General features: G+C 46.3%; 17 protein-coding genes. 9 read left to right on the plus strand and 8 right to left on the minus strand.

The features are described from left to right. Positions 1 to 10: 10 nt before the first annotated feature. The 4 genes from BUR42_RS09060 to murQ are packed head-to-tail and all read left to right on the plus strand — an operon-like array spanning position 11 to position 5414. On the plus strand, positions 11 to 1339 hold the full coding sequence (locus tag BUR42_RS09060) for a RagB/SusD family nutrient uptake outer membrane protein (protein WP_074240509.1): 1329 nt from the start codon (positions 11 to 13) through the stop codon (positions 1337 to 1339). A gap of 54 nt (positions 1340 to 1393) precedes the next feature. Then, on the plus strand, positions 1394 to 3082 hold the full coding sequence (locus tag BUR42_RS09065) for a serine hydrolase domain-containing protein (RefSeq protein WP_074238923.1): 1689 nt from the start codon (positions 1394 to 1396) through the stop codon (positions 3080 to 3082). Between the two features lie 29 nt (positions 3083 to 3111). Then, entirely contained in the window at positions 3112 to 4569 is a 1458-nt protein-coding gene (locus BUR42_RS09070; RefSeq protein ID WP_074238924.1) for a sodium:solute symporter, read from the plus strand. Between the two features lie 11 nt (positions 4570 to 4580). Then, positions 4581 to 5414 carry an N-acetylmuramic acid 6-phosphate etherase gene (gene murQ / locus BUR42_RS09075; protein WP_074238925.1) on the plus strand — a complete coding sequence of 278 codons (834 nt, stop codon included), beginning with the start codon at positions 4581 to 4583 and terminating at the stop codon, positions 5412 to 5414. A gap of 62 nt (positions 5415 to 5476) precedes the next feature. Here the strand turns inward: murQ and BUR42_RS09080 are convergent, their stop codons facing one another. After that, entirely contained in the window at positions 5477 to 6106 is a 630-nt protein-coding gene (locus tag BUR42_RS09080) for a response regulator transcription factor (protein WP_234979631.1), read from the minus strand. Positions 6107 to 6190: 84 nt separating this feature from the next. Next, positions 6191 to 9319 carry a sensor histidine kinase gene (locus BUR42_RS09085; RefSeq protein ID WP_084185473.1) on the minus strand — a complete coding sequence of 1043 codons (3129 nt, stop codon included), beginning with the start codon at positions 9317 to 9319 and terminating at the stop codon, positions 6191 to 6193. A gap of 114 nt (positions 9320 to 9433) precedes the next feature. Here BUR42_RS09085 and BUR42_RS09090 point away from each other — a divergent pair, with 114 nt between their 5' ends. The 5 genes from BUR42_RS09090 to BUR42_RS09110 all read left to right on the plus strand — a co-directional run bounded on the left by BUR42_RS09090 (position 9434) and on the right by BUR42_RS09110 (position 15819). Next, complete coding sequence (locus BUR42_RS09090) at positions 9434 to 10459, plus strand: WD40/YVTN/BNR-like repeat-containing protein (RefSeq protein WP_074238928.1); 1026 nt, start codon at positions 9434 to 9436, stop codon at positions 10457 to 10459. 293 nt (positions 10460 to 10752) lie between these two features. Beyond that, entirely contained in the window at positions 10753 to 13146 is a 2394-nt protein-coding gene (locus BUR42_RS09095) for a glycoside hydrolase family 31 protein (protein WP_074238929.1), read from the plus strand. Positions 13147 to 13370: 224 nt separating this feature from the next. Beyond that, complete coding sequence (locus BUR42_RS09100) at positions 13371 to 14585, plus strand: sterol desaturase family protein (protein WP_074238930.1); 1215 nt, start codon at positions 13371 to 13373, stop codon at positions 14583 to 14585. Between the two features lie 14 nt (positions 14586 to 14599). Beyond that, positions 14600 to 14962 (plus strand): hypothetical protein, encoded by a 363-nt coding sequence (locus BUR42_RS09105; RefSeq protein WP_074238931.1) that lies wholly within the window; start codon positions 14600 to 14602, stop codon positions 14960 to 14962. Next, on the plus strand, positions 14959 to 15819 hold the full coding sequence (locus BUR42_RS09110; protein ID WP_074238932.1) for a hypothetical protein: 861 nt from the start codon (positions 14959 to 14961) through the stop codon (positions 15817 to 15819). Before BUR42_RS09105 ends, BUR42_RS09110 begins: the two co-directional genes overlap by 4 nt. 93 nt (positions 15820 to 15912) lie before the next feature. Here the strand turns inward: BUR42_RS09110 and BUR42_RS09115 are convergent, their stop codons facing one another. From BUR42_RS09115 to glgB, 6 genes are all read right to left on the minus strand, one after another. Further along, positions 15913 to 17349, minus strand: a complete 1437-nt coding sequence (locus tag BUR42_RS09115; protein ID WP_074238933.1) for a RagB/SusD family nutrient uptake outer membrane protein — start codon at positions 17347 to 17349, stop codon at positions 15913 to 15915. An 18-nt stretch (positions 17350 to 17367) separates the two neighbouring features. Next, the gene (locus tag BUR42_RS09120) at positions 17368 to 20466 is read right to left on the minus strand and encodes a SusC/RagA family TonB-linked outer membrane protein (RefSeq protein WP_159442242.1); all 3099 of its coding nucleotides are present in this window, start codon (positions 20464 to 20466) and stop codon (positions 17368 to 17370) included. A gap of 372 nt (positions 20467 to 20838) precedes the next feature. Next, positions 20839 to 22767, minus strand: coding sequence for an ATP-binding protein (locus BUR42_RS09125; protein ID WP_074238934.1), 1929 nt, complete (start codon positions 22765 to 22767; stop codon positions 20839 to 20841). Between the two features lie 243 nt (positions 22768 to 23010). Next, positions 23011 to 23586: a toxin-antitoxin system YwqK family antitoxin gene (locus BUR42_RS09130; protein ID WP_143197395.1), complete on the minus strand. Its 576-nt coding sequence runs from the start codon at positions 23584 to 23586 to the stop codon at positions 23011 to 23013. Positions 23587 to 23703: 117 nt separating this feature from the next. Continuing rightward, a complete protein-coding gene (locus BUR42_RS09135) occupies positions 23704 to 24597 on the minus strand; it encodes a DUF4382 domain-containing protein (protein ID WP_074238936.1) in 894 nt (297 codons plus the stop codon). A gap of 178 nt (positions 24598 to 24775) precedes the next feature. Further along, positions 24776 to 26743 carry a 1,4-alpha-glucan branching protein GlgB gene (gene glgB, locus BUR42_RS09140; protein ID WP_074238937.1) on the minus strand — a complete coding sequence of 656 codons (1968 nt, stop codon included), beginning with the start codon at positions 26741 to 26743 and terminating at the stop codon, positions 24776 to 24778. Positions 26744 to 26790: the final 47 nt, after the last annotated feature.

Genomic DNA, 26790 nt, shown 5'->3' on the forward strand with positions numbered 1-26790 from the left:
ATCTTGCATCATGAAAAAGAAATCATTATATAGTATATACTTATCTGCAACTATGCTGTTGATAAGCAGCTGCAAACTGGACTATGTGAATCCGAACGGCCCTGTGGAAGACCAGGTGATCACTACCCGTGAGGGTTTGATCTCCCTGGCAGTAGGCGTGAAATCATACTATTCCACCAGTGGCCTTCAGGCCCTGATCACCGCGCCGGGTGCTACTTCCAGGGAACTGAAGGGAGTAACCACCTTCACTAACATTCTTGAGCTGGAAGCGGGCGGTACTGCTCTGCCAACTTTCAATGGTAATGTGAATGGATTGTGGAGCAGTATGCTGCGTAGTATGGTAATGGCAGAAAAACTAATCAAATATGCACCGCAGATAGTTTCACAGGAAGCTACTATGCAATCAGGCCTGGTGGCTTTTGGCTATCTTTTCAAAGCCATGTCTATCGGTGGCCTGGCCACTGCATTCGAACAATTCCCGATCCAGACGGACCTTGACAGCAAAGCTACTTTTGTTGCAAGAACAGCAGGTTTAACAGCCGCAGTAAAACTACTGGACGATGCAGTAGCATTACTGGCAGCCACCCCTCCTTCTACGGAATTTAATTCAAGGGTATTGGGCGGCGATTTTGTATTGCTGGATGTGATCAATACTTACCGCGCACGTTTCAACATGATGCTAGGCAAATATCCTGAAGCACTGTCTGCAGCCAATGCTGTAAATCTCAATACAAAATCACAATTCCTTTATACGAATCAAAATCCCAACCCTGTTCAGCAGCAGGTAATATTTTCAGCGAACTTCAAACCCCGCGCTAATTTTGGTCTGCCGGCAGGTTTTGTGGAAGCGGGTGATGGAAGGCTTGCTTTTTACCTCTCAACACCGGATGTTGTGGTAGGTGGCGAAACACTGAAAACGCTGAAGGGCTTTTTTGACGATATTGCTAAATCCATCCCTGTTTACCTGCCAGATGAAGTACGTCTGCTGAAAGCAGAAGCTATTATCAGAAGCGGAGGCAGCCTTGCTGATGCTGTAACACAGATCAATGCGGTACGTACACAAGCCGCGGGAGATGCTTTTGGTGTAAATGCCAACCTGCCTCCTTACAGCGGTGCTGTAACTACAGATGCTTTACTCCTGGAAGTTTATAAACAACGGAGCATTGAATTATTCCTGCAAGGCCTTCGTTTAGAAGACAGCCGCAGGTTTGGAAGGCCAGCACCGCCTACGAACCTGAACCCTGTTCCCACTACTTTTGAAAGGAACAGGAACTTCTATCCTTACCCTGACCAGGAAAGACTGACTAATCCAAACACACCGGCCGACCCGGCTATCTAATGTATACAAGGGAAGCTGTGCGCTGCGCAGCTTCCCTTCTTTCAATAATTCCGCATGAACAAGATCGTTTTCTTACTGCTCTTCTGTAGCCTGAATGCTTTTTCACAAACGGTATTGCTGAACAATAACAGTAAAACAATTCCACTAAAGGACCTGCAACATCACAGCATCGCCGTGATCAGCGACAACAGCCATCCCCTGTTCGACAGCATTGTTGCTAAATATGCCCCTGTTACTTTCTTTCATACCACCGGCGATTGGAATGATCTCAACGACCGGTTGAAACTTTATGATCTGCTCATTCTCCGTTTATCCCCCCAAACGACATTTGATAAAGCCCTGCTGGATTTTACCAGGGAACGAAAAGCGATCATCGTGCTGCAAGGCGATAAGCTCGCCCAACTCAATGACATTAATACGCCGGTGCTGTGGGCGCCACAGGAAAGCGATCTGTTCTCCGCCGCACAACTTCTCTTTGGCGGTATAGCTTCCGACAACAAGCTACCGTGGCAGTTCAGTGCGAAATACAAAAAAGGCACCGGCTCTCCTGTTGCTAAGATAAGATTGGGTTATGCCGGAAAGCCCCTGCAAATTGATTCCATTGCCACGATCATGGAACAGGCCATCCAGGGAAAAGCCACTCCCGGCGGTGTTGTGCTGGTGGTGAAAAATGGCAATATAGTGTTTGAACAAGCTTACGGCCACCAAACTTATTATGGCACAAGAGCAGTACGCACAGATGACCTGTACGATCTCGCCTCTGTTACAAAGATCGCTGCTACTACTCCCGCTGTGATGAAATTATATGATGAAGGCCGGCTTAGCTTACAGGATTATGTAAGCAAGTACGTAGCGCGCGCCCGCACTATAGATGATAAAAAAGACATCCGTATCCGTGAAGCACTGCTGCACGAAGCGGGTTACACACCTTATATCAAACACTTCGAAAAGCTGCAGCCATCAGACCTCAGCACAGATTCTTCTGCACAATATCCCGTGAAAGTAGCTGACCGGTATTATCTCCGTGCCCATTACTTTGAAGAGGTGATGTGGCCCAATACACTGGCTTCGCCGGTACTCACAAGGGGTAAATTCGTGTACAGCGATGTGAGCATGTATATGATGCGGGAGGTGGTAGAAAAGATCACGCACCGCAGGATGAACGAATATCTGCTGGATTCCCTTTACCTGCCGCTCGGATTACAAACCACCGGTTTCCTTCCCCGGAACCGTTTTGACAGCACCCGTATTGTACCTGCCACGGAAAACGACAGCTGGTTCCGCACCATGCAGGTCCGGGGATATGCCCATGACCCGGGCGCAGCCATGGCGGGTAATGTGAGCGGGCATGCGGGTTTATTTTCAGATGCCAATGATCTCGCTATCCTCTACCAGATGTTCCTGAACAAAGGCGTATACGGCGGAGAACGGTTTTACAAAGCTTCTACAATAGCATTGTTCACTTCCAGGCAATCTGCTGTAAGCCCCCGGGGCCTTGGGTTTGACCGCCCCGACCCTGCGAAGCAATATCCTTCCAGGTTTGCTTCAGCACAATCTTACGGGCACACAGGTTATACAGGAACGTTTGTGTGGGTGGACCCCGCAACAGATATGATCTGCATTATCCTTACCAACAGGGTCTATCCTGAAGTGATTGATAATGTAAACACCCTGCTGCGCATGAACATCCGCGGCCGGATATTAGACCAGGTATATCTGGCAATCCAAAAAAAGAATGATTAAATTGGAAACGTTTATCAAAATATACATGCATGTCACCAGTCTTATTATTTACCCTGGTTATCGTTTATTTTCTCCTGTTATTGGTGGTGGCCTGGTTCACTTCCCGTAACGCCAACAATGAATCCTTTTTTATCGGGAACCGCGGCTCCAACTGGATGCTCGTGGCTTTCGGGATGATAGGCACTTCACTCAGCGGCGTAACGTTTGTAAGTGTGCCGGGAACGGTGGGGATCGAATCCTTCTCTTATTTCCAGATCATTATCGGTAACCTGATCGGTTATATTGTAGTGGCATATGTACTGCTGCCCATCTATTACAGGATGAACCTTACTTCTATCTACAATTACCTGCAGGTGCGGCTGGGTTTTGCTTCCTATAAAGTGGGTGCCTCGTTCTTTATTCTATCCCGCATACTCGGTGCCACAGCCAGGTTATACCTGGTGGTGAACATCCTGCATTTTACGATACTGGAACGTTTTGGCCTGCCCTTCTGGGTTGCAGCCTTTGTGATCCTCCTGATGATCCTGCTGTATACTTTCGAAGGCGGGGTAAAAACCATTGTATGGACGGATACCCTGCAAACAGCCTGTATGCTGATAGGCCTTGTTGTATGCGTGTTCTACATCCTGAACAACCTGGATATGAGCCTCATGGATGGCACGCAGGCACTGGCAGAAAAAGGTTATTCCAATATCTTTGTAACAGACCCTGCCAGTAAATATTTCTTTGTGAAACAGATCGTAGCAGGTGCATTCATCTCCATCACCATGACGGGCATGGACCAGGAAATGATGCAGAAGAACATCAGCGTAAGAACACTGAAAGATTCTCAGAAGAACATGATGACCTTTGCCGTGATCTTTATGCTGGTAGTATTACTGTTCCTTTTCCTTGGCGGATTGCTGCAGCTGTTTGCAGAAAGTAAAAACATCGCCGCCCGTGGCGACAGCCTGTTCCCTACCATTGCATTGGAATACATGCCTGCTGCAGTGTCTATCATCTTTATCATTGCGCTGATCTCTGCACTGTTCCCCAGTGCGGACGGCGCTATTACTGCATTGACCGCATCTTTCTGTATAGACATCCTGGGTATTCAGCGGAATGACCATATGCCGGATAAAGAAAAGAAACGTATCCGCCAGATCGTACACCTGTCTTTTGCAGCGCTCTTTTTACTGATGGTGATGGTGTTCAAATGGATGAACAATCCGAGCATGATAGGTTTGATCCTGAAGATAGCCGCCTTCACTTATGGGCCGCTGCTGGGGCTTTTTGCCTTTGGCATCCTCACCAAACGCACGGTAAATGATGCCCTGGTGCCTGTAGTAGTAGTGATTTCACCTATATTGTGCTTTATACTGGATATGTTCCAGTCCAAGATCTTCGGTAGTTACCAGATAGGCCTGGAACTACTTTTCATAAATGGTCTTTTAACTTTCATTGGCCTATGGTCAATACCGGGAAAGAAAGAAATTAGTAACCCTTAATCTGATCGAATATGAACCCTGATACAAAAAAGCAATTTGTGAAAGTAACAGAGCAGTCTTCCCGCCACCGGCATTTAGAGCAGATGAGCGTGAAAGAAATACTAACGCACATAAATGAAGAAGATACAGGGGTACCTGCAGCAGTGCAGCAGGCAATCCCCGCCATAGAAGCATTTGTGCTGGCAGCGGCAGACAAGATGCTGTCCGGCGGCCGTTTGTTTTACATGGGAGCCGGTACCAGCGGCAGGCTGGGCATCCTGGATGCATCTGAGTGCCCACCCACTTACGGTGTGCCTTTTGACCTGGTGATAGGGCTCATTGCCGGAGGAGACAGTGCCATCCGCAGGGCAGTGGAAAATGCGGAAGACGATGAAACGCAGGGCTGGAGAGATCTTCAGCAGTTTAATATTTCAGAGAAAGATGTGGTGGTAGGCATTGCCGCCAGCGGTACTACTCCCTACGTAATAGGTGCATTGCGTAAATGCAGGGAGAACGGGATCCTCACGGGCAGTATCTCCTGCAACCCGGGCAGCCCCGTGAGCGATACAGCGGACTTTCCTATAGAAGTAGTGGTAGGGCCTGAATTTGTAACAGGCAGCACCCGCATGAAAAGTGGCACCGCACAAAAGCTGGTACTGAATATGATCTCTACCTCCCTTATGATACAATTAGGCCGCGTAGAGGATAATAAGATGGTGAACATGCAGCTTACCAACGATAAGCTGGTGGACAGAGGTGTAAAAATGCTGATGGAAAGAGCGCATATCAGCGATTATGAAAAAGCAAAACAATTGCTGGTGGAACATGGCTCCGTGAAGAAGGCACTGATGGCAATCGGTTCTTAATTTGCAAACGCTTACATCAACCAAATAAAAAAAGGGTCCTGGTAATACCGGGACCCTTTCAGTTATCTGTTAAAGTACTTGTTCACAGCGTCTGTTCTGCTGCGTACATGCAGCTTCTCGTAAATGTTATGTACGTGCCGGCGGACTGTTTCAATGCTAATGAATAAATTTCCGGCAATCTCTTTATACAGGAAACCTTTGGACAGTTGGTCCAGGATCTCTTTTTCCCTGGAGGTCAGTGCTTCCAGGGCGGGATTAGGTTTTGCCTGTTTCTGGAAATAAGCCACCACCCTTCTTGCGATCTGGGAACTCATGGGCGAACCACCATCGTGCAGATCACGAATAGCGTCCAGTAATTCTCCAGGTGATGTTTTCTTGAGTATATATCCACTGGCACCTGCTTCAAGGGCCATAAAGATCTTGTCGTCATCTTCATAAACCGTCAGCATCATGAATTGCATGTCGGGGTATTCAGCTTTCAACCGGATAATACATTCAATTCCATTCATTCCGGGCAGGTTGAAGTCCATCAACACTACATTGGGCAACAATTGGGGCACCTTTTCAAGAGCAATTTCTGCATTGTTGAAAGCTCCAATACACGCGTATCCTTCCGAGCCATTGATCAGGAGCTCCATGGCAGACCGGATATCATGATTATCTTCAACAATAGCCACAGAGATGATATCCATGCTATTTTGTAGCTTTTTTTTCGAATATACCATCATTTCAGTTTAAAGTCATAACACCAAAATGTTATAAAAATCAAATTTAATTTAATTTAATGGTATATCTAAGAAAACTGTTGTACCATCTTGAGAGATAATGTCTGCCTGGCCATTCACCTGCTGCATCCGCTTCTCTATATTTTTGATGCCGTTGCCGAACAGGCGTACCTTTTCAGGATCGAAGCCCTGCCCGTTATCCTTGATCATGATGGTCATATTTTTAAAAACTTTTACCTCAATGATAACATCTGTAGCCTTGGAATGCTTCAAAACGTTGTGTAAAGCTTCTTTAACTGCCAGGTAAATGTGCCGGCGGGTACCTCCGCTTAATTTAACGTTGGGGATGTTTTCCGGGATAATGAAGTGATGCTGGATATGTGCATGCTCCAGGAAGTCTGCCGCAAAGCTCCGCATATAAGCAATAAGGTTGGCCAGGGAATCGTTGGAAGAGCTCATCGCCCAGATGATCTCACTCATTTTGTCCACCAGCTCCCCTGCTGCTTCGGAAATGCGTTCTATCTCTTTCGTTTGCCCGGTATCCTTGATCTTCCGTTTGGCGATCTCGCTCAGCAAACGGATAGTAGACAGGCCGGAACCCAGATCGTCGTGCATATCGCTTGAAATACGGGCTCTCTCCTGGTCTACTGCCTGTTCCTTTTCCAGCTTCAGCTTCTCGTTCCTGATCTTGTAATCCAGGTAGAGGGCAGAGAAGTAATAAGCGATACCCAATACCAGCAACAGTAACAGGAACCTGAACCAGAGCGATTGCCAGAACGGGATCCGGATCACGATCTCCAGCGTGGTAGGCACGGTGTTCCATACTTCATCGTTATTACAGGCTTTTACCTTGAAGATGTAATTACCGGGCCGCAGATTGGTATAACGTGCCATGCTCTGATTCCCCGCCATCAGCCAATCTTCATCTGCTCCTTCCAGCATGTACTGTACTTTGTTCTTGAGGGGATTGGTGAATTCAAGCGGCACATATTCAATAGCGATCGTGTTCTGGTTATACGGCAGTTCTACTCTTTTTAGCAGTGAAATGGTAGTGTCTGATTTAAAAGGCTTATCCAATACTTCCAGGCGTTTAATGATCACCTGTGGCGTGAAGGGGTTATTCCTGAAGTTCCGGGGATAAAATCCTGTTACGCCACGGATACCACCGAAGAACAGCTCCCCGTCCATAGACTTGAAGTAGGCGCCGGTATTAAATTCGTTGGATTGCAGCCCATCTTCAAAGTTATAGGTCACCAGGTTATCAGAATTCTGTTTGATCTGTGTAAGCCCTTTGTTATGACTGACCCAGATACCATCTTTATCATCTAACAGTACCCCATATACGTAATCGCTCACCATACCCGTATAGTCATAGCTGTTATAGTGCGATTTCAGCTTGTATTGTTCCGTAAGGATGAGCAGGCCTTTGTTAGTGCCTAACAACAGTTCCTTATGCGCGTTCTTATTAATGGATTTGATCTCCAGGTCTTTCAGCTCCAGCGGGATCTTTTCCCATACACTTCCTTTGGCATCTCTCCAGTAGAGATTAGCCCGGGTGCCTATGTACTGGTTGCCCCAAAAGTCCTCAAAGAAACAGGTAAGCTGCTCTCCGGGGAAACGGTGAACAATAGCTGCCTTATATCCTTTCTCTGCTTCAGAGAACATCAGCAGATACTCCCCGTAGTTGAAATAGGTTTCGCCATTGGGGCGTTTGCTGATGAAGGGATAGATATCATCCTGCGCCGGCAGGCCCAATGATTGTAAACGCGGGGTAAGGTCGCGGAACTGTTCTGTTTTAATATCGAACAACCCTATGCTCCCTCTCACAAAATGCAGCCAGAGGGATTCATAATCTTCCCGGCAAATGCTATGCAGGCTGTTCACCGGGAATTTGCCCGGCGTTGTTTCATTGGAGATCCTTTTGAGGTACTTCCCTCCTTTCTCATAAATATCCAGCCCATCCTGCAGCAGGCCAACATACAAGCGGCCATCGTCATGTTTATAAACAGCTTTTACAATGTTGTGGGTGATACGCGGAGAGCGATAGAGAGAGAATACTTTTTTATTGGGTGAATATTTCTTCAGACCATCACCATCTGTTCCTATCCACATATTATCTGCCCCGTCCCGGTAAAGGGAAATGATCTTGTTGTAGGAGTTGGCCTCGAAGGTATTAAAGCTGGTGATGTGATTCACCACTTCGTGATTGGCTATGCTGTAGATCACGATACCGTTATTTCCGCCTATCCAGGCATTCCCTCTGTCGTCCACTTCTATGGCAGTGGGTATGAACAGTTCACCCAGCTCGTTACGGTCCACTATGGGAAGGTCCGTATACTTATTCCGTTTGGTATCGAAAATGGTGATATGGCCGGCACTGGCCAGCAGCAAAGAATCTCCGTTCAATACTTTCATTACTGCTTTCTCCGCTAAAGTAGGCAGGCAGAAAGTAGTTAAGCGGGTAGTATGGATATCCATTTTCACCAGTTGCTGGGATTCAAAGGACATCCAGATATTATTGCCCTGTTTCACCACCGCCTGTGGTACCTTTTTACGCTTTACGATGGCAGGCGGATAGAGGATGATCTTCTTCAGTTCATAAGTGATATTATCCAGGAGGTATAATCCTTTCAGCGGACGCCATACCCAGAGGGTCTGCGTGGCTTCATCTTCTCCAAGGATGAGGAACTTGCGGGTAAAATCCCTTTCCGCTTCATTTACATAAGTAGTGTCCAGGAAGATAGCGCGGAAAGTGTTCTTATACCGGTCGTACAAGCTAATGCCCAGGTTATGGGACACGAGCATCTGCCGGCGGCTGTCCTGGTAAAAAGAATGGTTGCGGGTACCCTGCAGGCCAAAGCTTTTAATAATGGCACGCCCCTGCTGGGATACGGAATTATACAGGATGCGCTCTTCCGGTTTTGCATTAGACCTGTTTTCAGAAGGATTGAAACGGTATTCGTTAAAAACATAGCCATCAAAACGGTTTACCCCATCAAAAGTAGAGATCCAGATAAATCCTTCATCTCCCTGGATGATACTGTAAATACTGCTTTGAGACATTCCTTTGTCCACCCCGTATGCGTCAAAATTATACGTCCTGTCCTGTGCAGGAGCAGGTAGGGCAATGGCGATAAACCATAGGGTAACCAGGATGCCAAGTTGTATTGCTGATCGCATTAATTGGTTATAAAGCTATTAGCTGGTTTACGGTAGATGCAAATATAGAATTCTGCGCTACACTTTCTAATTTATTCGTATTTTTCTTATATATTATTCTTATAATCATCAGATATGAAACCTGCTATATTGCTTTTCATCCTGTTCATGGGAACACATACTTATGCACAAACATCTCCATCGCCTTACAAGATCCGTTCATTAACCACCGCCCCTATTAACAGCATCCGGGGCCTGAGTGTTGTAACTGATTCCATAGTATGGGTATCCGGTACGCAGGGTAAAGCGGGCAGAAGCACAGATGCGGGCAACTCCTGGGAATGGTATGATATTCCTGGTTGCGACACGGTGGATTTCCGGGATATAGAGGCCTTTAACAGTGAGAGGGCCGTAATCGTATCTTCAGGGGAACCGGCCAGGATCTTTCTCACAGTTGATGGCGGAAAGAACTGGAAACAGACCTATTACAACGATACAAAGGGAATTTTTTTAGACGCCATGGATTTCTGGAATGAGCGGGAAGGTGTGATCATCGGAGACCCCATCAATGATCTCTTCACTATCCTCCGTACCAGCAATGGCGGAGAAACCTGGGAACCGATGACGGGGCCTAAAGCATCTGCCGGAGAAGCCTGTTTTGCCGCCAGCGGCACTACGTTAAGGGTACTGAAAGGCAAAGACTTTGCATTTGCCAGCGGAGGCACCGTATCCCGTTTTTTCCGTTTTAACGGCAATTCCTGGCATATTACCGCCTGGCCCGCTACACAGGGGCTCTCTACTACCGGCATCTTTTCCTTTGCCTTTCGGGACGGATCAAATGGTGTTGCCGTAGGAGGAGATTACAAGGATGTGATGCAGGAAAACCGCAACTGCCTGATCACCAAAGATGGCGGGCGCACCTGGACGGCCCCGGTACTGGCCCCCCGCGGTTACCGCACGGGGGTTGAATACCTGGACAGTAAACGGCTGATCGTTACCGGTCCCTTTGGTACAGAGCTTTCAGGGGATGGCGGCAGCACCTGGTTTCCACTGGGTAATGATCCACAGGGCTATCACGTAATCCGCAAAGCTAAGAACGGCAGCAGGGTATATATGGCAGGAGGAAAAGGTCGTATAGCGGTACTTGATATAAAGAAATAACAGCCAGGAAAAAGGCGCCCTGGAAAGGAGCGCCTAAATTTTTAATACGCTTATTGTATCACAACCGGAACAATAGGTTAAAGCAAAAAGTACATGTTACCTAAGTTAACACATATCACTGCAATATTTCAGCGAACTTCGCCAATACTGCATTTTTTATTGTAAAAGCGCCTTTTAGTCCTTTAAATGCAACAAAAAATATACTACAACAGTAGATTTTTTCATTAATTTAGATTGATTTAGGCTGTTAAAGGCCCTGGTAACTATTATTGTAATTGAAATAGATCGGCGCGATGCAAGTGGCAACATCTTCGGGTAAGTACTCGATTAAACATTATCCGGACACAATTCAAACGTGGAAAAAGGAAGGGAACTATTTTTATTTCTATACCTCTACCACCATCCTCGAACTTCGGGTTATTTCCGATAAGATCGTTCGATTCCGCTACGCGGCGGATGGGCAATTCCAGCGGGATTTCTCTTATGCAGTGAGTGAAAAACTGGAAGAATCCCCCGAATTCTTCGACATCCGCGAATGGGCAGATTCCTTTGAGATCATCACTACCGCAATCCGGGTGTTCGTATCCCGGGAAAACCTGCGGATCACTATTACGGATATAGACGGGCGGATCATCAACCAGGATGAAACCGGTTTCCACTGGCAATATTACCTGCAAAAAGGCGGAAAGATCGTGTACTGCACCAAACTGGTACAGGAAGGCGAGGCTTTTTACGGCCTGGGTGACAAAGCAACGGAACTGAACCTCCGCGGTAAACGGTTAGAGAACTTTGGTACGGATTCCTACGGATTTAGTAAGGATACCGACCCTTTATACCGCAATATTCCTTTCTATTACGGCCTGCATAACGGCATAGGATATGGTATCTTCTTCGACAACACTTTCCGCACCCTGTTCGACTTTGGGCATGAAAGGGACGATGTGAGCAGTTTCTGGGCACGCGGAGGAGAAATGAACTATTACTTCATTTATGGCCCCGAGCTTTTAAAGGTGGCCGAATCATATGCCCGCATTACCGGAACCGCAGAGCTGCCCCCTTTATGGGCACTTGGGTACCATCAATGCCGCTGGAGCTATTTTCCTGACAAAAAAGTGCAGGAAATAGGTAAAACCTTCCGCGAAAAAGGCATCCCCTGCGACGCGCTTTACCTTGATATCGATTATATGGAAGGGTTCCGCTGCTTTACCTGGAGTAAAGAAGGTTTCCCTGACCCTAAAGGCCTCTTGAAGGACCTCGCCCAGCAGGGCTTCAAAACCGTGGTGATCATAGATCCCGGCATCAAAGTAGATCCTGAATACCCCATATATAAGGAAATGGTAGAAGAAGGATATGCCTGCAAACGGGCAGATGGTGCTTTGATGGAAGGAGATGTATGGCCGGGTAAATGCGTATTCCCTGACTTCACCAATCCCAAAGTAAGGGAATGGTGGGCCAGCCTGTTCCAGGGCCTTACAGATACCGGCGTGCGGGGTGTTTGGAATGATATGAACGAACCTGCCGTATTTGAACTGGGCACATTCCCGGAAGATGTACGGCACGACTACGATGGAGAAAATGTAAGTCACCGTAAAGCACATAACGTATACGGCCACCTCATGAGTAAGGCTACGGCTGCAGGGTTGAAGAAACACCTGATGCCGCACCGCCCCTTTGTGATCACCCGCTCTGCCTATTCCGGCACGCAACGCTGGAGTTCTGTATGGACGGGAGATAACATCGCTTCATGGGAGCATCTCTGGCTGGCTTCCGTACAATGCCAGCGCCTGGCTGTTTCCGGTTTGTCTTTTGCCGGCAGCGATATCGGCGGATTCATCGGGGAACCCGATGGTGAATTGTATACCCGCTGGATCCAGCTGGGAGCTTTCCACCCGCTGATGCGCACCCACTCTGCCAGCAACGATACTGGTTTTGACCAGGATCCCTGGAGCTTTGGGCCGGAATACGAAGCGGTGGTAAAATCGTTTATCCAGCTGCGTTATCGCCTGCTGCCCTACTTATATACCACATTCTGGCAATATGCAGCATATGGAACGCCTATGTTACGCCCGCTGGCTTTTGTGGCACAGGAAGATGAGAACACGCACGATCTCAATCATGAATTCCTGATGGGAGACAGCATCCTGATCAGCCATGTCAGCGAAAAAGGCATGAAAGAAAAATCAGTATACCTGCCTGCAGGTACCTGGTACTACTATTTCAACGATGAGCGCTTCAGCGGAGGTAAGGCGGTAACAGTACCTACTCCTCTTGCAGAAATGCCTGTGTTCATAAAGGGCGGCTCAGTGATCCCGCAGTATCCGGACATGCAATATGTGGGAGAACGTCAGATCATGGAAATGATCCTCCAGGTATACCATGGAGAAGGCACTACCCACAGCATACTGTACGAAGATGCAGGCGATCATTACGCTTACAAAACAGGGCAATATAACCTGATACGCTTCAAACAAACATCAGAAGCACAGCATTTCCGGTTAAAAAAGAAGTTTGTAGGCCGCTATGAAGCGGATTACCTGCATCACCGGGTAAAGGTACACGGGCTGCCTTTTAAGCCAACGGAGTACGTTGTAGACGGAGAAGCCAAACCACTTCAACCGCAGCATTGGGTGAACGGAATTGTGGAACTGCTGCTGGAAAGACAGTTTGAAGAATTAATATTGAGGTAGATGATAGGGGTACTCCCTGTGTTTTCCGTCTTTAAATTAACTGAAAACAAGATCACTATACCGCTTTTGCCAGTCGATCGGGGCCGGAATATGCGTGCTGCCTGGAGGTAGCCCGCAAATTCCGGCTTATTTATTGCACTGTGAGCGCGGTACAATAAAAAAGACTTGGCTAAAAAACACCAATCAACTATATTTGTCCACAAATTTGATAGACTAATAACATCATGGCCCATTTGAACTTGTTAGCATTTTCGATTGGCGGGTTCATGTTCTTCATAGGACTTGAATACCTTGTTTCGCGCAGGACGGGAAAGAACTACTTTCAGTTTGCGGAATCCATCGCCAACCTTAATATAGGTATTGCGGAGAGATTACTGGATATTTTTGTAACGGGGTTATTCTATTTCTTCTTTGATTTTATCTACCGCAATTTTGCCTTGTGGCATTTTAAGCCAACCTGGTATACCTGGTTCCTCCTGTTCCTGGCCACAGATTTTGTGTGGTACTGGTACCATCGCCTTGCGCATGAGGTGAACATCCTCTGGGCTGCGCACGTGGTACATCACCAGAGTGAAGACTTCAATTACACGGTTTCTGCCCGTATCACGGTTTTCCAGGCAGCTTTCCGTTCTTTGTTCTGGGCAGTGCTGCCTTTAATGGGCTTCTCTCCTGCTATGATCACTTCCCTCCTGCTGGTACATGGGTTGTATCCTTTCTTCATTCACACGCAAACCATCGGCAAACTGGGCATCCTGGAATATTTCATGGTAACACCTTCCCATCACCGTGTGCACCACTCCTCCAACGAAAAATACCTGGATAAGAACTACGGAGATGTATTGATCATCTGGGACAAAATGTTTGGCACTTTCACGAAAGAAGAAGATGACGAGAAATGTGTATATGGATTGACCACACCACTGAAAAGCCACAGTTTCCTCTGGCAGCAGTTCCACTTCATGCTGGAATTGTGGACGGCCTTCAAAAGGGCTACCAACTGGAAAGGCCGCTGGAAAGTGCTTTTTGGCAAACCCGATGATATTGATCCCAATATCAGGCCGCAACTGGAACTGATATGGCTAAGGCAACGCGGGCCGCAGGAACAAACAAAGGGTCAGCGGATCTACGTGGTATTGCAAACAGGACTGAGTATTGTTCTCCTCTTCCTGACCACTTTATTTGAACATTATATCCCGGCGGGATTATCTGTTTTCATCGTGCTGTTCATTATTGTGAGCCTGATGAACTCAGGGGCTATACTGGAGCAAAAGAAATGGTTCTTCTACCTTGAATACAGCAGAATGTTGCTGCTGGCAATCGCTTTCCTGTTCTACGTTCCGCACCTCTATGTATTTATGAGCGTATTACTGTTTGTGGGATTGCTTACTTTCTACTTTTCAAGGATCAGAGCATACTTCTACCGCTGGTTATTCCAATAGGTAATTATCCCTCTATGAAAAAATATCTCTTTGCCTGTGTTGTCCTGTTTTCGGGCTGTGTTTCCAATTACCAGTCCACCACCTTTTATGTAAAGAACAATACTAATAAGCCACTGAACTTTAAAGCGAGCGTGGAAAAATATACTTCCATAGGCCCCCAGGTAATGACCGTACCTTTCACGGTCCTACCGCAGGATAGTGTATTGGCGAGAAGTGTTAAACTAAGGAAAGACCTTCCTCCCACCGCATGGTTTACGGAATTTATCATCTTCCCTGCAGACAGTGTAAAGCTGAATGATCCTAAGAACGCAGGCAACTGGGTGAAAACCACAGATGCAAAAGGTAATCCTGTTTATACTTTTAAACTTGCCCAATGAGAGCTTTTTTTGTTCTCCTGTTCCTATGCTCCGGCTTTACCGCCATGGGGCAGGACCTGTTTGCCAGGCTGCAGGCCATCTCCAACAGCGGCACTGATTTCTTCAATGTAGATGGTATTGAGATCACGAGCCAGCAGGTAGACATTCCTTTTACTGAAAAGAGCATCCGGAAGAAGTATAAAAAGTACGATCTTAAAACGCTGGGAACAGACAGCCTGCTCCCCTTTCCCAACTTCTATAGTGCTACATCCACCGAAGTGTTTCCCGGCACTACACAGATCACTTCTTATTACTTTATTGAAGGTGTTACGGCGATTACATTTGCATCGGTCAACAAAAAAGACCAGGTGTTTGAAAGGGAATTTGTTAAGCTGATCCGGGATAAAAGCATTCCTAAGAGCGTATACACGCCGGTAGCAATAGACAGCATCAACTTTGCAGGCAGGAAAATACATTTAGGAAGAAGTTGTTACTGGATGGGTGTAAACAATGTACAATGCCCTCATTACGGGCAATTTAACTGGAGTGTGCATCAAACGCAGGAAGATGCTGCGCAAAGCGTGACCAGCCAGAAGAATATGATCAAAGCAAAGAAAAGCGGAAAGATCGTGTCTGAAGAACCGGTGGATGTGATCTTTGAAGGCGCTGCGGTAAAAGCGGAAAAAGCAGTGTACGATTTTAAAGGTGTTACAGGTTTGTTAGCAGGCATGAGCGGTGGTAAAACCCTGACCATTTATTTTGTAAGTGCCCCTATAAGAGATCATTATGTGAGTTGTGTGATGAGCTTCTGGAATAATGATGTAGTGAATCCAAGCGGGCTTCCACCACTTTTGGAGCAGGTGATGAAGTTGAAATGATTATAAAAAACAAGGCGGTTAAAAAATAGCCGCCTTGTTTGCAGAAATTCATTCCTTACAAAAAGGCTGACCAAACGGTCAGCCTTTTTCAATTTATTGTGGATACCCGGTATTCTGTTTCATACCACTCACATCTATTTCACTTCTTGGGATAGGCAGGATATTCCTGTAATCGCCAGGTGCCAGCGTAATAGCTTTCCAATGGTCCGGTGCAGCTCTTACCAGTGTTTCTTTTTTCCTGGTAAGGTCATACAGGCGGAAGCCTTCTCCGAAAAGTTCTTTCCTTCTTTCGTTACGGATCTCCAGCTTCAGGGCTGCTCCGGTGTTTACGGATTTAACAGCACCTGTTATAGCTCTCTTCTGTACTTCAAACAATGCGTCCTGTGCCAAAGCATCGTGCCCTTGCTCAGATTCACCCTCTGCTTCAATCAGGTACATTTCAGCAGAACGGATCATTGGTACGTTCAGGTCCCATGAACCACGGAAGAGGAATTTATTGATCAGGTAACCATCCCTGGAGAACATGATCTCATCGCGTTGCAGCGGGTTTCCGGTTGCTCCACCCACCATGGCTTTGTTCACAAAGAATTGTTTTTTGCGGATATCGGCATCTGCAAAAAGATCGATGAAGGTTTTTGTTGCACGGAAAGTGCTGTATCCAATATCATAAGGATCCAGGAAAGATGCAATCTGTACGTAACCGGTATTATCGTCAGAACGGTATACCAGGGTCCAGATCCATTCAGATGTTTTATCTACGAATCCGTTGAGCAGTACACTTCCTGCAGGTAATGCATAACCGGTACGGGCAAGTTTTGCATGTTCTACTGATTTATCCCAGATCTGCATATCCTGGTAAACCCTTGCCAGTAATGCATTCACCGCATTGATGGTGAGGCGGCCTCCATTGTTGGTACGGGTAGTGCTGATATTTTCCTTTGCAAAGAGGAGATCTGCGAGGATGAAATCATAATCGTCTTTCACAGTACCTCTTCCTGGTATCTTATCATTTGGCCCCAGTACTTTGTCTACAACAGGAATACCCTGTGAGGCAGGATCAACAGAAAATGGCTGTGCAAACTGGCGTACCAGTTGCAAATGCGCCCAGGCACGTAACGCTCTTGCTTCTGCCAGGAAATCTTTCTTGGAAGCTTCACTCAGCGTTGTTGATTTAGGCAATTCTGTGATGGCCACATTGGTATTAGTGATCAGCTTGTAACCACCTGTAAAGAATCCTCCGCCATAACCGGCTGTGGGTGATTGCAGATATTGGTATTCTGTTACAAAGCGGCTGTAGTTACCTGTAGATACAACCAGCAGGTCCCCACCTTTTACATCAGAGGTTAAGGATGCCTGTGTATTGTATGTTGAAGTAGTGATGAGATCGTACAATCCATTCATCGCTGCTTCTACTCTTTCCGGTGTAGAGAAAGCGGAAGCTGCATCGATCTGCGCAAAAGGCTTTGTATCTAAGAAGTCCTTGCTGCAGGATACTGTAGTAACAGCAAGTATAAAAAGTAATCGTTTCATAATTAAAAGTTTTTCAAGTTAGAAACCAACATTCAATCCCACAGAATATGTTTTCACATTGGGAACATCATTATCTGCTGTTCCTGCAATGCTCATTTCGGGATCTACTCCTTTATGCTTAGCCCATGTAGCTATATTTTCAGCTGACACATACACACGAACGTTTGCTAAAGGTGTTCTATTGATCAATGACTTTGAAAGTCTGTAACCCAGTGTTACATTTTTCAGCCTGGCATACGTTCCGTCAAAAAGGAAACGGGAAGAAGTATTGTTGCCGAGATCTGTGTTCCTTGGTACGAACCGCGGAACATCTGTAACATCTCCCGCTTTTTTCCAGGCCCTGAATGCATCTGTACCCAGTTGCTGACCGGGAGTAACACCATCATGTGAAAGCTGCGCGAGTGAGTTATCGTAGATCTTACCGCCAACACTGAAGAAGGTGAGGATGCTCAGGTCGAAATCTCTATAAGAAAGGTTATTATTGAAACCGCCATAGAATTTTGGCAATGCAGAGCCCATATCATATCTCGTAGCGAAATTGTAATCTTTGGTCTTTACCTTTTTACCGGTAGCTGCATCATCCTGGTACCATTGTGGTCTGCCATCTGCCGGATCTACGCCCGCGTATTCCCTGATGTACCATTGGTAACGGTCCTGACCTACTTTCCAACGTTGGCTACCATTCAGAAGTGAGTCAACATTCATTTTCTGGATCACGTTCTTTGTAGTGGTAATGTTAACAGAGGAGGTCCAGTTAAACCTGCCGGTTTGGAAAATGTTTGCCTCTAACATAGCCTCAATACCAGAGTTCTTCATTTTTGCAAGGTTGGTAGCAATAGTGGTGAACCCGGTGAGGTTAGATAAGGGCTGATCAAACAATACATCTTTTGATTGTCTTGAATAATAAGCGAATTCAGCCCTGAAGCGTTTCAGGAAAGAGAATTCAAGACCAAGGTCAAGTACCTCGTTGGTTTCCCAGCGTAACTTTGTGTTTTCCAGCTGCGTGTAGCTGATACCGGGTAAACCATTGTATTTGTTAGCAGTTCCATACAAGCCAAGGCGGGCATATCTGCCGGTAAGGTTATCATTACCTGAAGTACCATAGCTGGCTTTGATCTTCAACTCGTCTATCCATTCCTGGCTTTGCAGGAATTGTTCTTTACCAATCCTCCATCCACCACCTACTGACCAGAAGGTTCCGAAACGGCTGTCTTCTCCAAAAATAGAAGAACCATCTCTCCGTAACCCGGCAGTGAGGTAATAGCGATCAGCAAAATTATAATTGATCCTGGAGAAAAGGGAAGAGATCCTTTTTTCAGTAATAGAAGAAGAAGTAGCTACAGGAGTTGCTGCTGCAGAAAGTTCCACAATACCATCGAAAGGAAAACCGGTAGCGTTGGCGCTGAAGTTTTCATACCTGTACTTTACTGCTTCCTGACCTACCAGCACATCTACTGAATGCCTGCCAAACTGGTGTCCATAATTCAATGTATTGGTGAGCGTGAGCACGATATCCCTTGGGCGGAATTTGATAGTACGGCCTTTTACGCTGGCACCATCCCCATTCACCGGGTTGTAAAACTGCGTTTCAAGGATGTCTATATAGTCTGCTGTTCCGGATGTTTTAAATCTGAAATCTTTCAGGAAGGTAAGCTCAGCCCAGCCATTCACGATACCTCTTACCGTTTTAGCCTGGTAGATGTTCTTTTTGCCCAATCCTACGGGATTGTAGTCAAACACTACGGGTGTACGGTAGTTGTACAGGTAACCGCCGGCAGGGTCCGGAATAGGGGCTCCCTGTGCATCCAGCCTGTATAAAGGATATACACTGGCCACTGTTTCTGCAAACCGAACAGGGTTTGCTGCACCTCCTGCACCTGCAGGCGTATTTTGTTCTGTATAGGAAAGTGTGGTGTTGGTACCTACTTTCAGGAAGCTGGTGGCGTTATTTTCAAGATTGATCTTGGCATTATACCGTTTGAAATCGGATGCCAGTACAATACCTTTTTGATTAAAGTAACTGCCTGCGAGGTAGAACTTTGTTTTTTCATTACCACCGGAAACATTAATACCATAATCCTGCGTACGTCCCTGGTTCAGGATAGCATCCCTCCAATCTGTATCGTAAAGTAACCTCACACCAGGATTGAGCGTACCATCTGCTCCGTAAGGGCGTGTGCTGCTATAAGGGATACCCGTTACACCAAGCGCAGCGGAATCGCTCATATTTGCTTTGTTAGCTGCGGTAGCAGGATTATCTCCGGCAGCCAGGTTGGCATTATAGTAATAATCCCACCAGTACTTGTAATATTGCGAAGCATTCATCATTTTGTGACGATCCACCGCAATAGAAGACCAGCCGTTGCTGGCAGTAAAGTTAATATTAGATTTACCGGAGCGGCCTTTTTTAGTGGTGATCACGATCACACCGTTAGCTGCCCTTGAACCATATAAACCTGCTGCGGTTGCATCTTTCAGTACAGTGATGGTTTCAATATCTTTCGGGTCTAATGTGGCAAGTACGTTGGCTGTAGTAGAAGCCTGCGTGAAATCTCCTTCTGTGATAGCAACCCCATCCAATACATAGAGTGGCTGACTACCGGCCAGGAATGATCCCACACCGCGGATCCTTACCGTACTGGAGCCGCCGGGCTGACCGGATGCACTTTGCACGGTGATACCTGTAGCCTGCCCTTGCAGGGCTTTTTCAAATGACGGTAAAGGGCGGGTTTCCAGTACATCTGATTTAATTGTAGAAGCACTCCCCGTAAAAGATGATTTTTTCTGGCTGCCATAAGCTAACACCACTACTTCATCCAGTGCTTTTTCACTGGAGAGTAAAACAACATTGATCACGGATTCTGTGCCGATGGCTACTTCTTTTGTTTCCAGTCCAACGGAAGAAAAGATAAGGGCTTTGGCCGTAGAAGGTACTTGTAAAGAGTAGGTCCCATCTTCTTTAGTAATAGAGCCAGAGCTGCTGCCTTTAATACTGACAGTGGCAAAGGCAATAGGGGCAGAAGAGTTATCTGTGACTTTCCCCGAAATGGTCCTGGTCTGTGCAATGGCTGGCAGGATCGCCATCATGGCAAGCCAAAGGAAAAGCGCTTGCTTCATAATCATTAGCGTTTTGATTTGTTGAGTAATTTAGATTTGGTTTATCCCGATTTAGTTATGCGATAGGGGGACATGTAAAACATAGATTCATACCTGGCAAAGGTGGCGGTATAGCCAGATGGGAAATTGGTTCACGTATGCAAAAAATTAATAAAGGGCATGAAAGTAAAACTTCATCTGCATAAGCACGAGTAGTTTAGGTTAATAAAAAGGAATATTAGGGATTCCTACGTTTCGTCGATCTAGATTTTTTGTATGGGGGCAAGATAAGAATAACCGCTTATCCAGTTAATAACACAAACGTTTGATTCCAAAACATGAAAAGTTTGAGAATCAGATTATTATTATAACTTATTTGTAATCCGGAGCGGGTTATGCCATTGCTTCATCCACCTTATCTACTACACTGCCATTGATACCGGCGTTGAGATGTTTGGTACCATAGAGCAATAACTTCTGTAATATAGCATGCAGCACCCTTGTGTCTACCGGTTTGCGGATATAACCGTCCATCCCCAGCAGGATGAACTCCTGTTCCTGCTCTTTAAAGGCGTCTGAGGAAACAGCCACAATGGGGATGTGTTTCAGCTGTTCATCTTCCCGTAGTGTGCAGAAGGTTTCGCGGCCGCTCATAACGGGCATATGCAGGTCCATCAGGATCACATCGGGCATCACGCTGCGCGCCATCATTACCCCTTCTGCCCCATCGTGGGCAAAACTTACCTGGGTAATACCGATGCGGGCCAGGAAATGTTTCATGATCATGTGATCAATTTCGTTATCATCCATTACTACCACTTTTGTGTCTGCCGGCAGGGGCAACAATGCCGTGGAAGAGGATTGAGCATTATCTGTATCTGTGCTTAGTTTAAGTGGCAGTGTGATCAGGAAATTACTTCCTTCTCCCGGTACACTGCTCACCTGAATGTTACCACCCAGTAATTCTGCCTTGCGCTTGGCAATGGCCAGGCCCAGGCCGCTTCCGCCATATTGCCGGTATACTTCTTTATCTCCCTGCTCAAAAGGCCTGAAAATAGCCTCCTGCTGCGTAAGTGAAATACCATTACCCTGATCGCAGATCTGGATCAGGATGCTGTTGCTGTTATGCAGGCATTTTATCCGGATGTCTTTCTCAGCAGGAGTGAATTTGATGGAGTTGGACAATACGTTATTGATCACCTGCGCCAGCATCACTTTATCGCTCATAATGGTTTCCGGGAAACGGCTGTCCATTTCCAGGTGTAGTACTACAGATTTAGTACTGGCAATACTTTGGTATATGCTCACGGTGTTTTGCAACCATTCTTTCAGGGAGAAAGGTTCCAGCTTCACGTCGTCGTTTTTACCGGCTTCTATTTTTGATAGCTCTAACACGTTGTTAATTAGTTCCATGATATTATTACTCGTGGCACCCAGGTTTTTGGCCATCTGCCTTGCCTGCGGATCTGCTGCTTCTGCATTGCTCAGTATATTACTGAGCATTTCACTGATGCCTATAATGGCGTGCAAAGGCGTACGTATTTCATGGCTCAGTTCACTGATGAACTGCGATTTAGCCACATTGGCCTTATTGAGGGCACTGGTACGCTCTTCCACGAGTTGTTCCAGGTGCTGGCTGTAAACCAGGAGCTGCTTACGCTGTCTCTCATTTTCGTTCCGGCTTTTCATCAGGGAAGTGTTCCTGCTGCGCAGGGTACGGAGCAGGTCCATGATATTGTGCTGGTACAGGCTGATAGCCAGGTAATTAAGGAACAATACTACAGGCATCACCATCCAGCGGTACATGTTCTGGGTGGTTTCTGTAAGTGGCAAAGGTTCCACAAGATCATAATAATAAATGAACTCCAATAGCACCAGGCAAATAATTGGCATCAAAGCACAAATAAACCGGGGAATCTTTTCCTGGGGGCGCCAGATCAGCAGTGCTACGCTCATCAGGAACACAGCCAGCAGCTGTACTTCCGTAACACGCCCAAGGATGCTGCCGTAATACAGGATAATGGAGATGAAGATAGCATGTAAGCCAATACGGGAAGCGATGAAGTGCTTTTTATAGTTCAGCCAGATCATTGTAAAGAATGCCGGGCAAAAAAGCAATACTGCGGGTACAAGTATGTACAGGGAATGTAAGAGCAGGTAAAATGCCACGCCATAGATAGCCACGAGTATTCCCGTAACCAGGCTGACAATGTTTACGACCTTGATCCTCCTGGCATCTTCCTTATTGGAATTTTGCAGGATGCCCATCATGCAGATCTCCTGCATCCGGGTACGGAGTGTTTGGGATATGATATTCGCCATCACGAATAGGTTTAATTAGAACAAACAGTAAAAAGCAATAGAACAGTTGTTAAAATCGGGTTTTTCATTTCACCGGCCGGGCTGAATAAAAAGGTATGTGTTTAGCGTAAACAGTTTTGGTTGAACGTGTACATAAACTAAATGGTCATTAACAATTAAGCTAAGTGCATCCGTGGGTATTTACGCAGTTCACAGGTATATGGATTGCGGAAATCAAAAAAAATCTGATTCCCTTCTATGTTATTAATAATCAGTTCTTTTCTTCTTTCCTGCACCCTGTTCATGTGGTAAAGGGGCTGCATTGGCAGGCCTGCGGTTCCCCATTACGGAGTTACTCAGCTCTCCCCGCTCATAGGTTTCCTTTAACATTACACCCTCTTCATCATAGATCCTCCACTCTCCCTGGCGTACGGAATTACCTTTACGTGTTACCTCCGTAAGTTTCTCTTCCTGTGTTACAGGATCTATCACCATAATGGTATCTTTCTGCCCTTCAATATCTGTGGCTACCATCATGCCTATGGCACTGATCTTACCATCCGGGTAAAAGTATTTGCAAAGGCCATCGAGGGTACCGTTCTTAAATGTTTCTTCCGCCAGCAGATCTCCATTAATGGTGTACTTTTTCCAGATCCCTTCTTTACGGTCATTTTTATAAACACCTTCCCAGCTGAAACCAGGCTCTCCGCGAATGGATTCAACCTGCTCTATCCATGGACCCTGCTTACGTTTTTTGGCATCTGTCTGGTTGGTCGCTTCCTGGGCGGAAACGATGAGTGTTGTGCATGCGAGTATGATAAGCAAACTAAGTTGTTTCACAGGAATTCAGGATTTTATGGTTGTTAATTCTATTCACAATGTAAGTTTTTTTCCGGCATAAAGCAAGAAAGGAGCCCGTTTTTGCGGACTCCTTCTTTAACGTTATAAGGCTTTCAATTATTTCTTTACGGTGATGGTAGGCACCTTTGTTTCTTTCGCTCTTTCTACTTTCACATCGGCAATGGTAGTATCTCTGTAACCATTACCTGCATTTACAAATACGCTGTAAGTACCTGGTTTCAACCCGCGCACTTTGTATTCACCATCTCTGCCCGGAATAGCATACAGGGAATCGAGATTGTTGTATACGGTGATAATGGATTGTGCATCTTTCGGTAATACTTTACCGGACACTGCACCTGTTTGCTTAACGGTCCATACATGGATCACCGGTTTGAGGATGAAGGTACCTCTGCTCACCTGGATGATAGAACGTTGTACGTCAAAGTCCAGCCAGAGCTGCAGGTTATCAGGAGAGATCTGATCCCACTCGTTATGCCTTACTTTGATCACCAGTTTTACCTGGCCGTTCACTGAACGCAGCGGATAAGAAATACTGTCCTTCACTAATGAGTTGTTAGTACCTAATGTAATGCGGATCTTTTCTATACGGCCTTTACGGATGGTGCCGGTAGCGAGGTTGGTATCTACGCCGTTACGCAGTTGCAGCAGGTCATATACACCCGGGCGGATACCTAAAGAATCCCATACTTCGCAATCATCATCGTTATCGCGGCGGTCTTCCCACCAGCCACAACGGTCGCGGTCATCCCAGCGGTCGTCGTCTTTATCTTTGGCGCAGGTATCGATCAATACTTCTACTTTCCTGATATCGATATTTACTTTGTCAAAAAGGCCGGGGTCGTCTGTGAGCAGAAGGCTTACTCTTTGCTGGCCTGGGGGAATGGCTGCAGGTTCCGAAGAACTGTCTTTGTTACATGCATAAATGATAACGGAGAGGGTGCCCAAAAGCAATACAGGCAGGCCCACCTTGCGGAACATGTTTTTCATAATAAAGAATGGTTTTAGATTAGTGATCGTTTTTCAACCTTATATGGATACTGATAACAGAACGCCTGCCGCAAATTCTTATTGCCCACTGTTGGTTAGATATGGTCTTTCTTCAAAAGTTTAATCCACGCAAAAAAATATTTTCGCATGGTGAAATAACAGCAATCTTCGTTCCAAATTACCTGGACTGCATCTTAAGGATGCTGGCACCAAGCGGTGGGAGGCGTAACAGCAGATCGTATGGCTGGCCATACTTACCGGGCCGGGGTTTAAGGGTACCGGTGTTCACTACATTACTGCCATAAAAAACAGCAGCATCGCTATTGAGCACCTCTTTAAATGAATTCTTCCAGGGAATAGCCACAGGATAGTCTTCCCGTGGTACAGGGGTCATGTTAAGGGCAATGAGGATCACCTCCCCTTCCGGGCTTTTGCGGGCATAGATCAGCACACTGTTTTCATGATCGTTTGCATTGATCCATTCAAAAGTGTTAATGTCGAACTGGGTTTCGTACAATATGGGTTCACTGGTATATAACTTGTTCAATGCTTTCACATACTGCTGCAAACCCTCATGGGTCTTGTGTTTCAGCAGGTCCCAACTCAGTTCAGACTTGTAATTCCATTCTTTGGTATCCGCAATTTCGTCGCCCATGAATAACAACTTGGTGCCGGGATGGGTGAACATATAACTATACATTAACCGGAGGTTGGCAAACTGCTGCCAGTCGTCTCCCGGCATTTTATAGATCATGGGGCTTTTACCGTGTACTACTTCATCATGACTGAGCGGCAACATGAAGTTTTCACTGAAAGTATACATGATACTGAAAGTGATCTGGTTATGGTACCATTTACGGAAGTAGGGATCTTTCTTAAAGTAATCCAGGGTGTCGTTCATCCAACCCATCATCCATTTCATACCAAAGCCAAGGCCACCCATGAAAACGGGGCGGGATACGCCGTAAAAGGAAGTGGATTCTTCTGCGATGGTCTGCACATCCGGGAAGCGGGAATAGATCGTGCTGTTCATTTCTTTGAGGAAAGAGATGGCTTCCAGGTTTTCATTGCCCCCCTGTTCATTAGGCTCCCACTGACCGGCTTTGCGCGAATAATCCAGGTGAATCATAGAAGCTACGGCATCTACCCTTAAACCATCTATATGGAATTTATCCAGCCAGAACAAGGCATTGCTGAGCAGGAAAGACCTTACTTCGTTGCGGGCATAGTTGAAAACATAGCTGTTCCAGTCAGGATGAAACCCTTTCCGCATATCCGCATACTCATAAGTATGGGTACCATCAAAGCGATAAAGGCCATGATCATCATAGGGAAAATGAGAAGGTACCCAATCCAGGATCACCCCTATCCCTGCATGATGGAAAGCATCCACCAATGCCATGAATTCCTGCGGGGTACCGTAACGGGCGGTAGGCGCATAAAAACCGGTAAGCTGGTAACCCCAGGAACCATCAAAGGGATGTTCCATTACAGGCATGAATTCCACATGGGTAAAACCCATTTCCTTCACATAAGGTACCAGCATGGCCCCTATTTCCTTATAAGAATAGAATACTTCGTGGTTGTTGGCATCGGGCCTGCGCCAGGAACCCAGGTGCATTTCATATACAGAGAAAGGGCTTTTGAGACTGTTCTTTTTGCCGCGGGACTTCATCCAGGCGGCATCTTTCCATTTATATTCCAGGTTGCTGACTACAGAAGCGGTTTTAGGTCTTAGCTCCCATCTGTTGGCGTAAGGGTCTCCTTTCCGGAGCTCCTCACCTGAGTTGGAACGAATGAAGTACTTATAAAGCTGATCTTCTTTAATACCGGGCAGAAAGCCTTCCCAGATACCGGATTTATCCCACCTGGGCAAGAGGGTATGGCTGTAGGTGTTCCATTCATTGAAGTCGCCGATCACGGAAACATAGGCAGCATTTGGTGCCCAAACGGCAAAGTAAGTACCTGCCACCCCTTCGTAGGTAACGGTGTGGGAACCAAACTTTTCGTATAATCTGTCGTGGGAACCTTCCTGGAATAACTGGATGTCCTTTGCGGAAAACAACGAGAACGATTCTACGGGTTTAAGCTTGCGGAAGGGCTCTTCATCAAGTGGAATGCTATTTTTCTTTTGTTGGGTCGCCATACCTTGCTGTAACAGCTATTTTTTACAAGATAAAAAATAACCCGCAA

It is taken from the genome of Chitinophaga niabensis (assembly GCF_900129465.1).
Taxonomy (GTDB): domain Bacteria; phylum Bacteroidota; class Bacteroidia; order Chitinophagales; family Chitinophagaceae; genus Chitinophaga; species Chitinophaga niabensis.

Excerpts from the sequence above, each read along its gene's own strand:
- BUR42_RS09085 (WP_084185473.1), bottom strand. The coding sequence starts at position 9,319 with ATGCGATCAGCAATACAACTTGGCATCCTGGTTACCCTATGGTTTATC.
- BUR42_RS09060 (WP_074240509.1), top strand. The coding sequence starts at position 11 with ATGAAAAAGAAATCATTATATAGTATATACTTATCTGCAACTATGCTG.
- BUR42_RS09125 (WP_074238934.1), bottom strand. The coding sequence starts at position 22,767 with ATGGCGAATATCATATCCCAAACACTCCGTACCCGGATGCAGGAGATC.
- BUR42_RS09110 (WP_074238932.1), top strand. The coding sequence starts at position 14,959 with ATGAGAGCTTTTTTTGTTCTCCTGTTCCTATGCTCCGGCTTTACCGCC.
- BUR42_RS09080 (WP_234979631.1), bottom strand. The coding sequence starts at position 6,106 with ATGGATATCATCTCTGTGGCTATTGTTGAAGATAATCATGATATCCGG.
- BUR42_RS09100 (WP_074238930.1), top strand. The coding sequence starts at position 13,371 with ATGGCCCATTTGAACTTGTTAGCATTTTCGATTGGCGGGTTCATGTTC.
- BUR42_RS09090 (WP_074238928.1), top strand. The coding sequence starts at position 9,434 with ATGAAACCTGCTATATTGCTTTTCATCCTGTTCATGGGAACACATACT.
- BUR42_RS09120 (WP_159442242.1), bottom strand. The coding sequence starts at position 20,466 with ATGAAGCAAGCGCTTTTCCTTTGGCTTGCCATGATGGCGATCCTGCCA.
- BUR42_RS09105 (WP_074238931.1), top strand. The coding sequence starts at position 14,600 with ATGAAAAAATATCTCTTTGCCTGTGTTGTCCTGTTTTCGGGCTGTGTT.
- murQ (WP_074238925.1), top strand. The coding sequence starts at position 4,581 with ATGAACCCTGATACAAAAAAGCAATTTGTGAAAGTAACAGAGCAGTCT.
- BUR42_RS09115 (WP_074238933.1), bottom strand. The coding sequence starts at position 17,349 with ATGAAACGATTACTTTTTATACTTGCTGTTACTACAGTATCCTGCAGC.
- glgB (WP_074238937.1), bottom strand. The coding sequence starts at position 26,743 with ATGGCGACCCAACAAAAGAAAAATAGCATTCCACTTGATGAAGAGCCC.
- BUR42_RS09095 (WP_074238929.1), top strand. The coding sequence starts at position 10,753 with ATGCAAGTGGCAACATCTTCGGGTAAGTACTCGATTAAACATTATCCG.
- BUR42_RS09065 (WP_074238923.1), top strand. The coding sequence starts at position 1,394 with ATGAACAAGATCGTTTTCTTACTGCTCTTCTGTAGCCTGAATGCTTTT.
- BUR42_RS09070 (WP_074238924.1), top strand. The coding sequence starts at position 3,112 with ATGTCACCAGTCTTATTATTTACCCTGGTTATCGTTTATTTTCTCCTG.
- BUR42_RS09135 (WP_074238936.1), bottom strand. The coding sequence starts at position 24,597 with ATGAAAAACATGTTCCGCAAGGTGGGCCTGCCTGTATTGCTTTTGGGC.